The 15,212-nt window shown below is 41.9% G+C and carries 8 protein-coding genes; 7 read left to right on the plus strand and 1 reads right to left on the minus strand.

Translation table 11 applies throughout. The features are described from left to right. The 7 genes from MORIYA_RS00005 to MORIYA_RS00035 all read left to right on the plus strand — a co-directional run. A partial coding sequence (locus MORIYA_RS00005) for a tandem-95 repeat protein (protein WP_112711606.1) occupies nt 1-6,147 on the plus strand: 6,147 nt, incomplete at its 5' end. A 30-nt stretch (nt 6,148-6,177) separates the two neighbouring features. Next, nucleotides 6,178-8,364 carry a type I secretion system permease/ATPase gene (locus MORIYA_RS00010; RefSeq protein WP_112711608.1) on the plus strand — a complete coding sequence of 729 codons (2,187 nt, stop codon included), beginning with the start codon at nt 6,178-6,180 and terminating at the stop codon, nt 8,362-8,364. Then, nucleotides 8,361-9,728, plus strand: a complete 1,368-nt coding sequence (locus MORIYA_RS00015; protein ID WP_112711610.1) for an HlyD family type I secretion periplasmic adaptor subunit — start codon at nt 8,361-8,363, stop codon at nt 9,726-9,728. Before MORIYA_RS00010 ends, MORIYA_RS00015 begins: the two co-directional genes overlap by 4 nt. Before the next feature lie 34 nt (nt 9,729-9,762). After that, nucleotides 9,763-11,154: a TolC family outer membrane protein gene (locus MORIYA_RS00020; RefSeq protein WP_112711612.1), complete on the plus strand. Its 1,392-nt coding sequence runs from the start codon at nt 9,763-9,765 to the stop codon at nt 11,152-11,154. Further along, entirely contained in the window at nt 11,154-11,789 is a 636-nt protein-coding gene (locus MORIYA_RS00025) for an OmpA family protein (protein ID WP_112711614.1), read from the plus strand. Before MORIYA_RS00020 ends, MORIYA_RS00025 begins: the two co-directional genes overlap by 1 nt. A gap of 41 nt (nt 11,790-11,830) precedes the next feature. Next, nucleotides 11,831-12,514, plus strand: coding sequence for a transglutaminase-like cysteine peptidase (locus MORIYA_RS00030; protein WP_112718326.1), 684 nt, complete (start codon nt 11,831-11,833; stop codon nt 12,512-12,514). 5 nt (nt 12,515-12,519) lie between these two features. Then, the gene (locus MORIYA_RS00035) at nt 12,520-14,472 is read left to right on the plus strand and encodes a bifunctional diguanylate cyclase/phosphodiesterase (protein WP_112711616.1); all 1,953 of its coding nucleotides are present in this window, start codon (nt 12,520-12,522) and stop codon (nt 14,470-14,472) included. A gap of 60 nt (nt 14,473-14,532) precedes the next feature. On the opposite strand, the gene MORIYA_RS00040 is transcribed toward MORIYA_RS00035, so the two are convergent. Beyond that, a complete protein-coding gene (locus MORIYA_RS00040) occupies nt 14,533-15,162 on the minus strand; it encodes an SHOCT domain-containing protein (protein WP_112711618.1) in 630 nt (209 codons plus the stop codon). Between the last annotated feature and the right edge of the window lie 50 nt (nt 15,163-15,212).

Below are 15,212 nucleotides of genomic sequence, written 5' to 3' on the forward strand. Positions count from 1 at the left end.
GGCACGGTTAACTCAACCGAGGCGACCGCGGATATCAAGTTTGACGGCATCAACGATGCCCCCGTGATTGATACCAATACCGGCTCAACCCAAGTTGAAAATGTGGCGCAAGCAGGCAACACGGTAGCGACCTTTATTGCGAGCGATCTGGACGGTGATAATGTCACCTACAGCATCAGCAGCGGCAACGACAATAACTACTTCGAGATCAAAGATGACCGCAGTGGCGTAGTGACCTTAACAGCCGCGGGTAAAACTGCACTGGCCAACGACGCATTAGTTGATGCGACTTACACGTTAGGTGTGACGGCGAATGATGGCACGGTTAACTCAACCGAGGCGACCGCGGATATCAAGTTTGACGGCATCAACGATGCGCCGCTGTTTGTTGATTACGACAATGGTGATGATACTGACGGCGCATACAACTTCTCATACACTGAAAATAGCGCTAGTTCCGATGTGATAGGAACGGTTAAAGCTACTGACGCTGATGCTGGTGACACTATTAAATACAGCTTAAAAACAGCAAATGAATTCTTTGCAATCAATGAGTCAACGGGTGAGATCACGCTGACTGCGAAAGGTGTTGAAGCAAATACAAATAACTTCGAAGAATTAGAGAATATTCATAACTTAGAGGTTGTTGCGACAGACTCTAAAGGTGCTGCTACAGAGATAAATGTTGAGCTCACCGAAACAAATGTAAACGAAGCTTCTATCACAATAGATGCCATTACTGGTGATAATGTAATTAATGCAGCTGAATCAAAAGGGACTGTTGAAATCACAGGTACTGTCGGTGGAGATGCTAAGGTTGGCGACACTGTTACAATTCATCTTCATGCTAAGGAATTTACTGGTTTAGTTGAAGAAAACGCAGAAGGTCAGCTTGTTTATAAGATAGAAGTATCTGGGCAAGATTTAGTTGCGGATAGTGATACTAAAATCTCAGCTGAGATTACAGTTACTGATGAGCATAGAAATTCGATTACAGCTAAAGCTGATCAAGATTATAACGCAGCACCGATTGCAGTAGATGATCCTAATGGTGGTTTAAGAGGTGAATACTGGGGATATGTGCAGGATTCATGGTTAACAGATAGTCATGGAGAGCTTGCAGATGCCACTGATGCGGATGGAAACCCATTCACTGAAAAAGGTTTTGAAGATTATAAAGCGGAAGAAAAAGCTTACTTTTTCAATCAGTCCTATGGTCATCTATCTGAAGATGAACGCGCTGCTAAATTAATTGAGTTGGAAAATCATCAGACTGGTAATCAAGAAAATCTAACAACTATCGAACAAGTAGAAGAGTATATTAGTGCGCATAAGGTCTCTGAAATTTCATTTGTTTCGACAGGTATTGATTATCAACAAACCTCTGAGTCTTCAGCAAATTTAGCCGATGGTGTTGATAACGCTAATTTGAAAAACTTCCTTAATAATGACGCTGACAGTATAAGTGGTTCAAGTACAGAATTAGCAACAGATGCGATAATGAGATTAACTGGCTCTTTAAATGTCGATAAGGGAGGTCAATATGAATTTAATATTTTACATGATGATGGCTTCCAAATTATTTTAGATAAGGGAACCAATCACGAAATTAGATTCTCATATGATGGAAACTCATCAATCAAACAAGATCGCTTTACTATTGATGATTTAACCGAAGGTTCACACTCTGTTGAAATTTTATATTGGGATCAAGGTTATGGTCATAAGTTTGATCTGACTCTTAAACCTGTTGATGAGAATGGCGCTCTAGGTGAAAATATCTGGATTGGAGATAATTTATCTCATTCTTCAGATGCCGCAATTTCTGTTGTTGAAGATGGTCAAGTCAAGATAGATATCTTATCTAATGACACTGATATTGACGGTAAGATTGATCCTAAAACGGTTGAGCTAAAAGATGGCCCTAAACATGGAACGGTGAGGTTCGATGATGATGGTATCGCAACTTATGTTCCTCATGTTAATTATACTGGAACTGATTCATTTACTTATACAGTACAAGATGATCATGGTGTTGAATCTAATGTAGCAACGGTCAAAATCAATGTAACTTCTGAAAATGATGCGCCGACCATCGATACGGCGAAGGGCTCGACACAGACTGAAAACCTTGCGGCAGCAGGCGCGACGGTAGCGACCTTTACGGCCAGCGATCTGGATGGTGATAAAGTCACGTTCAGTATCAGCAGCGGTAACGACAGCGGCTACTTCGAAATTAAAGACAGCAAAACGGGTGTGGTGACCTTAACGGCGGCGGGCGACACCGCGCTGGCCGACAACACATTAGTTGATGCGACTTACACCTTAGGTGTGACGGCGAATGATGGCACGGTTAACTCCACCGAGGCGACCGCGGATATCAAGTTTGACGGCATCAACGATGCGCCGACCATCGACACGGCGGCGGGCTCGACACAGACTGAAAACCTGGCGGCAGCAGGCGACACGGTCGCGACCTTTACGGCCAGCGATCTGGATGGCGATGATGTTACGTTCAGTATCAGCAGCGGCAATGACAGCGGCTACTTCGAAATGAAAGACAGCAGCACGGGCGTAGTGACCTTAACGGCGGCGGGCGAAACCGCGCTGGCCAATAACGCATTAGTTGATGCGACCTACACGTTAGGTGTAACGGCGAATGATGGCACGGTTAATTCAAGTGAAGCGACTGCGCTTATCAAGTTTGACGGCATCAACGATGCCCCTGTCGCAACTGATGATAAAGCTGTCGCAATTGATGATACAGCTATCGCTGATAGTGTATTTTTAGGAACCAAAGCGGAAAATACCGAGTTAAGTGATTGGGAAACTAAAAATACTGATGACTCAGTTACATATTTAACAGATGGTGGCCATACGGTTACAATAAGTGCAACAAGCGATGGAAAAACCCGTTCATCGATTTCGCTTATGAATACTGATTTTAATGATCAACATGGTGTAGGAATCGGTGTTTCGAGTGGCAGTGATGGACAGATAGAAAATGATGAAACAATAACGATAGATTTTGGAGGCACAGTATCTGGTGATACTGAAATAGGGCTGACAGGTCTCGGTGGTCATTTTGTTTCGGGTGATCAAAAAGTCGATGCCAAAGCGATATGGACTGCATATGATAGTAACGGAAAGCAAGTCGCTACAGGCATAGTGCAGCAGGATGATGATGATACACCGATGACCAACTCTTTTATTGTGGGTGTAGAATTTAGCAGTATAAAAATTGGTGTAGAGTCAAATGAAGGCTCAAACTTTACTATTCAATATGTAAATGCTGAATATGTAGATACAACATTAACAACAGATGAAGATACATCGATCACGATTGATGTGCTTGCAAATGATCACGATCCTGATGGCGATGCATTATCTATTACACATATTCAAGATAAAGCTGTTGTGAATAACGGTGAGGCAGTCGAGGTGACTGATTCTGATAATAACATTATCGGCACAGCACAACTTGTGAACGGTCAGATTCAGTTTAACCCAACTGGCACCTTGCAGTCGTTAAGTAAGGGTGAAAGTGAAACGGTTAAATTTAAATACACCATTAGTGATGGCCAACTTTCTGATAGCGCAATTGTAACTATTCAAATTGATGGTGTGAATGATGCGCCGACTATCAGCATTGAACCGTCAAAAGGTGATGAAGATACTGCGATTGCGCTTAATATTAGCTCAGAATTGGTTGATGTTGATAGTGTACTAACCGTTACCATTGATGGTATTCCTGAAGGTGCAAAATTATCATGTGGGAATGGTTCATTTATTGAGGTAAATGACCAAGGTCAAGCGGTATTGACTGCTGAACAGCTAACGGATCTTAAAATTATCCCGCCGACAAATAGTGATGCCGATTTTGATCTACAGGTAACGTCAACAAGTACGGCGAGTGATGAATCCTCAATTACAACGGATTACTCAACAATACACGTTACTGTAAATGCAGTAGCAGATGCGCCAACACTAAGTGTTACAACTGAATCAACAGAGAGTCAGTCAATTACGCTTGATAATGTGACTGACAAAACGAGTGGTTTTACCATTACTGCATATGATGCTTCTGGCAACAAATCAACAATCAGTAAGAACTCAGACTCCAACCATATGGGCTTTGGTGTGGAGGGCAAGGCTTCTGGCGATAATAGTGAATTAGGTGGTTCGGAGTCATTAGTTGTCATTTTTGATAATGATGTTTCATCTGTTGATGTCGCGTTTGCGTGGCTACATTCAGGAGAAGATGCTACTTATACATTTTATAAAAATGGTGTTGTAGTGGACTCGGGTGTTGTTGATGGCGGAAGTGACAAGATTGATGCTGCTATTACGCTCACGCCAGATAATGGCGCAATTTTTAACAAAATAGTCTTTACTGCAAGCGATTCAGGTGATGACTATCTGATTCATTCAATTACATATGACAAAGTAGTAGAAGAAGTTATTACAGATCCTATTGTTATCGATGAAAATAGTTCTGTGGCACTGAATATAACGTCTGCTTTGACAGACACTGATGGTTCAGAATCATTAGCTGTTGTATTAGAAGATATTCCTGAAGGTTTTACACTCACAGACGGAACAAACACGTTTACGGCTGATGCTGATGCAACAAGTATTGATATTACCGATTGGCGTTTAGATAATCTCATATTAACAACAATCGATATCACTGATACAACGTCTTACACATTAAATGTAGTTGCGACTGCAACAGAGTCTTCGAACGGCGACACCAATTCAACAACGTTACCAGTTACAGTAACCGTTAACAGTACCGTTAGTTATGCGGAAAGCTCTGGCACAAACGCAGACGATAACCTTAACGGCACTGATGCTAATGACGTGATTGTTGCAGACACACAACACAATGAGATTGTAGAAGGTAAAAGTTATAATATAGCATTTGTGTTGGATTCTTCGGGTAGTATGGGGTCTGCTCAAATTACAACAGCTAAAACACAATTAACTCAGGTAGTTAGAAATCTCTTTGAAAGCACTTCTGCTGATAATGCGGGTTCTGTGAATATTTTATTGATTGATTTCGATACCAATGCAAGACAGGGTTTAGCGTTAAATCTGAATGATTATACGGAAGATACATTAATAGCAGAGTTAGAGAGTCAATATGCCTCTATAAGTTATGGTGGTCGGACTAACTATACCGCGGCTTTTGATATGGCCACTGCGTGGTTTAATAGTTTGAGCACCGGTGACAACGAATACAATCAAACTTATTTTATTACAGACGGCGAGCCTAACGAGAATACCAAAAAAACTTCAGCTGCTTTTGCTGAACTTGCTAAAGTTTCAGATGTAGAAGCTATTTCAATCGGTGGTTCGGCACCTGCGGTTGATGGTTATGATAGTGATGGTTCAGCAAGCAATAATATTGATGTCTCGGAACTAGCTGGGACGATTCTTAGCACGAGCGCGCTCTCTAACCAAGGTGACGACACTATAGATGGCGGCAAGGGCGATGATATTCTGTTTGGTGATTTAGCCCCAGATTCATTTGAAGTAGAAAATGGTTATACGGCACTAGAAAATTATATCGCTGGTGAAACTAACGTTAATGTTGATGATTTGAGCGTGGAAGATGTTCATAACTACATCAGTGACAATCTAAATGAATTTAACAGCAATGAGACTAATGATGGTGATGATCAACTGATTGGTGGTATTGGCTACGATATCATGTTTGGTCAAGGGGGGGACGATCAGCTAAATGGTGGCGCGGATAATGATATCCTCATCGGCGGCACTGGTAACGACATTCTCACTGGTGGTAGTGGTATCGATACCTTTGTCTGGTTAGACGGGGATGACGGTACAGTAGCTGTTCCGGCCATTGATCATATTACCGATTTTAATATCCTCGAAGATAAATTAGATTTGAGCGACTTGCTAGACGGGGTTGAAACGAAAGATCTTGGTGATTACCTGGACCTCAGTTTTGGTAGTGACACCACCACTATCAGTATTCATGCTGAAGGTGACACCTCTGCGGTAAGCCAAGTGATCATTCTGGATAATGTCGATTTAAGCACTGCTTATCCCGATGTCGACTTTACAAGTACGGCAGGTATAAACAGCATACTGAATGATGCTGATGATATCTTAATTTAATAGTCAGTTTTTTGAAATATTAAGGAATTAATCGCAGTGCAGGCAGTAACGAATACAGCGTCAACACCACAGTGGCATATCCATCCTTCTCAGCGCATGATTGACGATCCACTGCTGGATTGTTTAATTTTATTGACTGAACACTTTGGTAATCCGTGTTCGGGCGATGCGTTGACGGCTGGTTTATCTATATCAGGTGCCAATTTATTACCGGAATTGCTGCCTCAAGCTGCATCCCGAGCCGGGTTAAGTGCGAAATTAAGTCAAAAAGGGCTGAATGAATTACCACGGATGTTATTGCCGTGTATTTTACTGTTAAAAGACCAACAAGCCTGTGTATTGCAAGAGCTAGATTTTGATGCTGATAAAGCCGTTATTTCCATGCCGGAAACGGGTGGTGAGGCATTACTGACGATCGCTGAATTGGAAGCCATTTATGTGGGTTATCTGTTTTTAGTCAAGCAGCAATACCATGGTGATCGTGAATTTGATGTGCATCTGAACGACACTAAAGAGCATTGGTTATGGCAAACAGTGAAGTCGTCGAGTTCTATCTATCGTGATGTTATTATCGCCTCGGTATTAGTCAATTTATTTGCCTTAGTATCGCCATTATTTGTGATGAATGTGTACGATAAAATCGTCCCTAACTTAGCGTTTGAATCACTTTGGGTATTAGCGATTGGCGCAACCGTTGCTTATATCTTTGACTTTATCATGAAGCAACTGCGTGGTTATCTTATTGATGTGGCCGGCAAGAAAATTGATTTAGAAACCTCCGCTAAACTGTTTGCCAAAGTCATAGGTATGCCATTAGAAAAACGTGCATCGAGTGTTGGTGGCATGGCCAAACAACTCAGTGAATTTGACAGTGTACGTGAGTTTTTATCCTCCGCGACAATTACTGCATTAGTTGATTTACCCTTCGCCATCTTGTTTATGGTCATTATTTGGTTAGTCGCTGGTGATTTAGCGATGTTCTCGGTGATCGCCACCTTACTGATTATTGGTTATACCTTGTTGATACAACCGCGTTTACGTCATGCCATAGAAGAAGGGAACAAATTTTCGAGTTTACGTCATGGTCACTTAGTGGAAAGCCTATCGGTACTTGAATTAATCAAAGCCAACGGCGCTGAAGGTGTAGTACAACAGAGCTGGCAACAAATGCTCGGGCATATATCAACTTGGCAGTTAAAGGCGAAAGTACTCACTAACTCGGTTGCTAATGTCGCTAGCTTGATTATGCAAGTTTCTGTGATTGGTGTTGTCGTATTAGGGGTGTATCGAGTCGCTGATAACCAGATATCAATGGGCGCAATTATCGCCGCGGTGATGTTATCCAGTCGCGCTATTTCACCAATGGCTAAAATAGCCTCGTTAATGACGCGTTCTAATCAAACCATTAGTGCGATGCGCCAGCTCGATGCGATCATGGAACAAACTGATGAGTTTGAAGATAAAGCCCACCTTGTTAGTCGCAGTAAGCTTGAAGGTAAGATCACGTTAGAACAACTGGGTTTTAGCTATCCTGACGTGGATAGACCAAGTTTATATCCTTTGTCTTTGCATATCCAACCGGGTGAAAGAATCGCGATTATTGGTCGCAATGGTTCGGGTAAAAGTACCTTAGCTAAAGTATTGCTAGGTTTATATCAACCAACCACGGGCAGTCTGCAATTTGATGGTATGAATCAACGCCAGATCCATCCCAGTGATCTGCGTCGTAATTTTGGTTATTTACCGCAAGATATCACGTTATTCCACGGGTCCATTAAAGAAAATATTTTGTTTGGCGCCAAGCAAGTAACCGAATATCAATTGATCCGAGCCGTGCAGTTTTCAGGGGTAAACATGTTTACCGATCTTGATTCGCAAGGTCTCGATCAACAAGTCGGCGAGGGTGGTAAAGCCTTATCTCGCGGCCAACGTCAATCTATCGCCTTAGCGCGGGCGATCTTAAATGATCCGCAGATCTTATTATTAGATGAACCTACCGCAAGTCTTGATGCGCGCGCGGAAAAACAATTTATTAATTCACTGCAGGTTATTGCCAAAGATCGTACGTTATTATTGATTACCCATAAAATGCATCTACTGCAGTTAGTTGACCGGATCATTGTGTTGGATAAAGGGCGATTAGTCGCGGATGGTCCAAAAGATGTGATCCTCGAGAAACTGAAAAGTGGCGCTTTGGTCCCAGGAGCGACGCAATGAAAATAAGCAAACAAGATCTAGAGATGGCGGATGATGTTTATGGTGCGCTGTTAACGCAAAGTCCCCGTATTCACCGGCTAACCATATGGGCGTTGGCCGCCTTTGTGCTCAGCTTTATTGTCTGGGCTTATTTTGCCAAATTAGATCGGGTCGCAACGGGGATTGGCAAGGTAGTTCCTTCTTCTCAAATACAAATTATTCAGAGCTTAGATGGCGGGATCTTACAGGAATTATATGTAAAAGAAGGCATGATGGTGACGAAGAACCAACCGTTAGCGCGCATTGATGATACCCGTTTTCGTGCCGATTTAGCGCAACAACGCCAGGAAGTGGATAGCTTACGCGCTGATATTATCCGTTTACGCAGTGAATTAAGCAGTATCTTGGTTGCAGATGTACCGAATTGGAAGTTACAAATTAAGATCACTAAAACACCACTGATTTTCCCTGATGATCTACAGCAAAACTTACCTTATTTAGTGACGCGTCAACAAGATGAATACCGCGCTCGATTAGACAGTCTAACCAATCTGGTTGCGATTCAAGGTCAGCAGATCCTGCAGCGATTTGAAGAAACGAAAGAGCTTAAATCAAAAATTAAGACCTTAGAAGTCAGCTATAAACTGGCCTCGCGAGAGCTAGCATTAACGCGACCGTTAGCGAAGAAATACATCATATCGGAAGTAGAATTACTTAAATTAGAGCGTAGCGTTAATAGCATTAAAGGTGAGTTAAATTCGATCCGTTTAATGGTACCAAAGTTACAATCAGTGATGGCTGAAGCGGTATTAAAGCGTCGCGAAGCAGTACTGAACTATCGTGCCGATGCGCGTGCACAGCTCAATGAATTACAAAGTAAATTTTCTCGGATCACAGAAGCTAAAGTCGGGGCAGAAGATAAGGTTAACAAAGCCCTGATAGTATCACCGGTAGTCGGCACCATTAAAACGCTACATATTAATACATTAGGTGGTGTTATACAGCCTGGTCAAGCATTGTTAGAGATAGTGCCGACAGAAGATAAATTATTAATTGAAGCCAAAATAAAACCGAAAGACATCGCCTTTATCCACCTAGGTTTAACAGCAGTGGTCAAAATAACCGCTTATGATTTCACTCGCTATGGTGGTTTAAAAGGCGTGGTTGAGCACATCAGTGCCGATACTACTCAAGATGAAGACGGTAATAGTTTTTATATTATTCGAGTTCGAACTGATGTTTCAGATATTCAGGGCAATCATAACATGCCTATTATTCCCGGCATGATGACGTCTGTGGATGTCATCATCGGTAAACGAACGGTACTCGAATACATATTAAATCCAGTGTTGCGAGCCAAAGCGATGGCCCTCAGGGAACTTTAAATTGCACATAAATGTCTATAACAAGGAAAAAAAAATGCCAAGCCACGACTATTTCTGTCAGCAGAAATTATTCATTAAAGGGTTACTTTACCCTGCACTTATGTGTTCTTCGATTGGTTGGTCTGCAGCGGTTAATGCACAGTCTGTAGAAGAGGCTGTCGCGATGACGTTAAGTAGCCATCCTGATATCCGCATTGCTTTTACTAAATTCAAAGTACGTGAAGAGCAAGTGCTGCAAGCTGAAGCCGGTTATTTACCCAGCATTAATATGACCGGCGGTTATGGTTATGAATATACCAATAGCCCAGGGACACGGGTTAATGGTGGCGACTCTAAGGATCTAAATCGTGGTGAATTTGGGGTTAGTCTTAAACAAAGCTTGTTTAGTGGTTTTCAAACCAGCAGTGATATTAGCCGCACCAGTTATACTGCTAGCGCCGAACAGTGGCGTTTATTCGGCACCGCTGAAGATGTCGCGTTAGATGTCACTAAAGTGTATACCAATGTACTGAAGAGCCAACGTATTCTAGAGTTATCTGAGCGTAACTTATCGACCCATAAAACGATTTTTGGCCAGATCCAAGAACGTACAAACTCGGGCCTTGGCAGTATTGCCGATTTATCACAAATTACTGGCCGTTTGGCGCGTGCGCAGTCGAATGTCATTGCAGCAAAAAATAATTATTTAGACAGTGAAGCACAATTTATCAGGGTGACAGATCAGCAACCGGATAGTTTGGTTATTCCTATTCCCGATGTGGCGTTGTTACCGATAGACCGACAAGCCGGATTACGTGATGCGCTTATTAACCATCCTGTGGTTAAATCATCGAATAATGATATCACCGCAGCGCGTTATCAACATGATGCGGCCAAATCAAATTACTATCCGAAAGTGACATTTGAAGTCGATGCTAATTTTAATAACGACCTTGATGGTGTCGATGGTAATGGTGTTGGTGGTCATCATAATGATGTGACTGCGATGGTTCGTTTTTCTTACAACTTGTATTCCGGTGGTAAAGATAAAGCATTAGCCAAAGAGACGGCCTATAAGATCACTGAAGCGCGTGAGATTAATCGCAGCGTACATCGTCAAATTATCGAAGGTTTTACCTTAGCCTGGAATGCCCATGAGTTACTGGAATTGCAGATGCAGTATATCAAAGAGCACGTTATTGCCTCGAAAGACTCACAAGCGGCTTATGAGCAACAGTTTAAACTGGGTCAACGTAGTTTACTGGATCTACTTGATACCGAAAATGAATTATTTGAAGCACGTAAAGAATACGTCGATGCTGAGTTTAACGAGATTGTAACTCAGTATCGCTTGTTAAACGCCACTGGCCAATTATTGGATTCGCTCAGGGTGACACGACCTGCTGTTTGGCAAGGTGAACATGAATACGCAGGAGGCGTTCAATAATGAAATTGTTAAGCATTTTTTTGATGAGTTTTTTGTTATTAGGTTGTGAAACTATCGCGGAAATACAAGCCAACGCGGCAGCGCCATCAACGCCTATAGAAACAACCTTGATGCCTAAACAAATGCAACAAGAGAACGATTTAAGTGATGATGACGCCGATGGGGTGATTGCTTATCGTGAACAGTGTTTAAATTCGGTGCTGGGTTCGCAAGTTAATAATAGCGGCTGTGGTGGTGATACGGTTAATAAAGTGAGACAGGAATTAAAAGTTAATTTTAGTAATAATTCTGCGGTGATCTCACCGCGATATTTTGCGGATATTAAAGCTCTATCTAACTTTATGCAGCATTATTCTGATTTAGATGTTGTCATTGAAGGGCACTCTAGTCGACAAGGCAGTGCTGCGTTAAACATGGATCTATCCCAACGCCGAGCACAAGCGGTGATGGATTTGTTGATTAATAAATTTGGTATCTCAACTTCACGCGTATCTGCGCTAGGTTTTGGCTTTGAGCGCTTGCTTGATGAAGGTAATAATAGTGCTGCACATCAACGTAACCGACGTATTGTCGCGGAATTAAGTGGTGACAATTTAGTTAAAGATATGAAGTGGACGATTTACAGTGTTGATTAAACGCGTTCGACGTCGCTGTGTTCTATTTTATTATTCGTAAGATGAATGTTACCCGGTTCGTTAAATTACCAGTGATGCTGATGTTATTACTGGTTTTTGGGTTACCTGCTAAATCGGTACCTAAACTTAATGATCAAAAAATTATCGCGGCGCTTAGTGAGCATTATGGTCAACGAGCGGCATTGCGAGGCCGTGCTTGGTTGGCGATTATGGCGAATTCGAGAGATGCCGCTACCGCAGATAAACTGGCTAAGATAAATAGTTTTTTCAACCAATTACAGTTTATCGATGACAGTAAACTGTGGGGTGTTGAAAACTATTGGGCGACACCGATCGAGTTTATCGGGGTAAACGGTGGCGACTGTGAAGACTTTGCCATCGCGAAGTATTTTAGCTTATTAGAGCTAGGTATTGCCGATGAAAAAATGCGCATCACTATGGTGAAATCATTAACGCTCAATCAATATCATATGGTGGTTGCTTATTATCCAACCCCTGGGGCGGTACCACTGATTTTGGATAATATTGACGGTGAGATAAAACCCGCAGATCAACGCAATGACTTGCTGCCGGTATACAGTTTTAACGGTAAACAGTTATGGCTAAATAAAGAAAAAGGCCAAGGGGTTTTGGCAGGTAAATCACAACGTTTAAAACGTTGGAATAATTTAAATCAGCGTATGGGCTTGTCAAATTTAAAGCAAGCAAAGCTGAGTTTGGAGTAATATGAATGACCTTGTTTAAACAGATCTACTCGTTGTTATTTGGCCTTTTTGTGTTGGTGATGACAAGTTTGGCCTATTTTCAGTTTACTGAAACGCGTAATTTTATGGCCAATCAGATGGAATCAGAGCTGAATAATGCCAGTACATCGTTAAGTTTGATGCTTAAACCACATCTACAGACTGGTGATATGGTTGCCGCAGAAACCTTAGTCAACGTGATCTTTGAAGGTGGCTTTTATCGTAAAGTAAGTTTGACTTGGTTAGCTAACAAACAGGTCCAAGAGTGGGAAAACCCGATCGTGGTAGAGGGTGTGCCGCAATGGTTTATTGACTTAGATTTGTTTACTAGTCAAAGCAGTGAAACTGTTATCACATCGGGCTGGTTGCAGTTGGCTAATTTGAGAATTGAAGCGCATCCCGGCTTGGGATATCAAGAATTGTGGCGAGTAATGAACAATACTTTATTAGTGATATCGGTATTGTTTTTACTGTCTATTTTAGTACTACATTTTAGGTTGAAGACATTATTAACACCGTTGAACGACATCGCCATTCATGCCAGTGAGATTGCACAGCGGGTATTTAACCCGGATATGGTGTTACCAAAAACGGCTGAATTGAAGACCGTTGTTGAGGCGATTAACTCGATGTCTGGCCAGCTTAAGCAAGTCTTTAATACGTTAGATAACGAAGTAGATAGTTTACGTCGAGATAATTTGATTGATGGTGTGTCTAATTTACCTAATCGTCAGTACCTCACTGGACAAATGAATAGTTGGTTAACCGAACCCGGTTATGGTGGTCTGTTATTGGTGAAGATGGATTGGCTGGAGGAGATACACAGTAAATACGGTTATCAAGTTCGCGATGAAACCATTCGGGTGTTGGCTCTGCGGATGCAAGAGCAGTTACCATCGATAGCTGAAAGTGTGATTGCTCGTATCGCTAACACTGAGTTTGCTTTATTGATCACTAAGGGTGAGCGTCAGGACATCAATTTGTATTTACAAGCATTGATCCGTTTGATTAATCAAGAGATGTCAAAGGCAGGTTGTGTACCAAACCGTGGTTTTGCCATTGGCGTGACAGAGCGCGACGGGGATATGCAAGCCAGCGATTTATTATCACAGGCTGATAATGCCTTGCAACATGCGGCGACGGCCAATAAAGCCAGCAGTTGGTTTGATAGCCAGCATCTACAAGAGTTTAACCGTGAGCAGTGGCGTGATCGTTTAGTCACCGCCATTAATCAAAACCAGTTTGTATTTCAGTGGCAGTCAGTGTTGGATTGTGAGACTAATGAGGTATTACAGCGTGAGTTATATTGTCGATTAAATATTGATGGTAAACAAGTGCGGGCAGGGCAATTTATGCCGTATGTCGAATTACTGTCATTGGGTAGTCAGCTTGACCGATGCTTATTGGAATCCGTTGTTAAACAGGGGATTTTGAATATAAATAACGAACCTGTGGCGGTGAATCTGACTCATGATAGCTTACAGGATCCTGAGTTTCATACTTGGCTTGCGGCATTTCTACAGAAAACTGAATTTGCAGAGCAGATTTATTTTGAGATCCCCGAAGTGGCGGCAAATAATAATTTAGCTGAATGTATACATTTAGCAGAGCTGATCCGCGCAGGCGGTGCTCAACTCGGTATTGACCATTGTGGTCGACAGATGGGGTCGTTAAGTTATTTACAACAGTTAAAACCACACTATGTGAAACTGGATCAATCGTTGGCCTTTTACAGTAACAATCAACAGAATAATGAGTTATGTCGCGCGTTGATTAATATTGCTAAGGGACTCGATATTAAGGTGATCATGACTGCGATTGAAAATCAGCAACAATTAGAGCAGATCCAGTCATTACGTACCGCTGGTTATCAAGGTTATATTTCAGCCCCTACAGATGTGTTAGTGCAAGATGTGCAAGTGACTGCTGAGGTTTATTAATCGGTTGGTTAACGCGAGATCGGAGTTATCCTATCTCGCGTTGCCATGCAATTATCGTAATTAGATTTTTAAGATTGCTTTTTTCTTCAAGCTATATTCTTCTTCGGTAATAATACCTTCTTTATATAGCGTGTTTAAAGCTCGAATAGATTCAAAACTTTTAATTAATTCGGCATCTTCCGCGGCTTTATTACTTTCAATTACTTGAGCTGTTTTTGCTGTCACCGTGATGTGGTCGATGCCTGCATATTCACCCACGGTAAAACCAGTTTCATTTTTTAATGAAGTATAACCGTTACCGTCATAAACAGTGTCAATGTCATTACCTTCAAAACGAACATAGTAATGAGTAAGATCGTTGTTACTGCCAGATAGATATTTGTATACCGCTTTACCAGGGATCCCGACTTCTGCTACCCAAGCGTGCCATTTAATACCACCACCAAGACCAGCAATCGATGGTTTTGAACGATAAAATTTCATTGGTTCACTAATGACATACTCAGCCACTTCAGGGTTATTTAACTTTTGAGCAAAATAATCCTTAATGGTTTGTTGGTAAGCTTGTGGCGCCGGACCAAATTCAGTATCGGCTTTCAATGTCTCGATATTGCCTGCACAGCCCGAGGCTAAAACTGGTAAAGCGATAACCAATAATAATTTACGCATTTTTTGGCTGAAGATTTTCATAACTATTCCCTGATATCGTGCGAGTTGGTGTTATTCACATTGTCTACTAA

Origin of the sequence: Moritella yayanosii, assembly GCF_900465055.1 — a bacterium.
Classification (GTDB): Bacteria; Pseudomonadota; Gammaproteobacteria; order Enterobacterales; family Moritellaceae; genus Moritella; species Moritella yayanosii.

Coding starts and splice junctions, on each gene's coding strand:
- MORIYA_RS00030 (WP_112718326.1), top strand. CDS start 11,831: ATGAATGTTACCCGGTTCGTTAAATTACCAGTGATGCTGATGTTATTA.
- MORIYA_RS00040 (WP_112711618.1), bottom strand. CDS start 15,162: ATGAAAATCTTCAGCCAAAAAATGCGTAAATTATTATTGGTTATCGCT.
- MORIYA_RS00035 (WP_112711616.1), top strand. CDS start 12,520: ATGACCTTGTTTAAACAGATCTACTCGTTGTTATTTGGCCTTTTTGTG.
- MORIYA_RS00015 (WP_112711610.1), top strand. CDS start 8,361: ATGAAAATAAGCAAACAAGATCTAGAGATGGCGGATGATGTTTATGGT.
- MORIYA_RS00025 (WP_112711614.1), top strand. CDS start 11,154: ATGAAATTGTTAAGCATTTTTTTGATGAGTTTTTTGTTATTAGGTTGT.
- MORIYA_RS00020 (WP_112711612.1), top strand. CDS start 9,763: ATGCCAAGCCACGACTATTTCTGTCAGCAGAAATTATTCATTAAAGGG.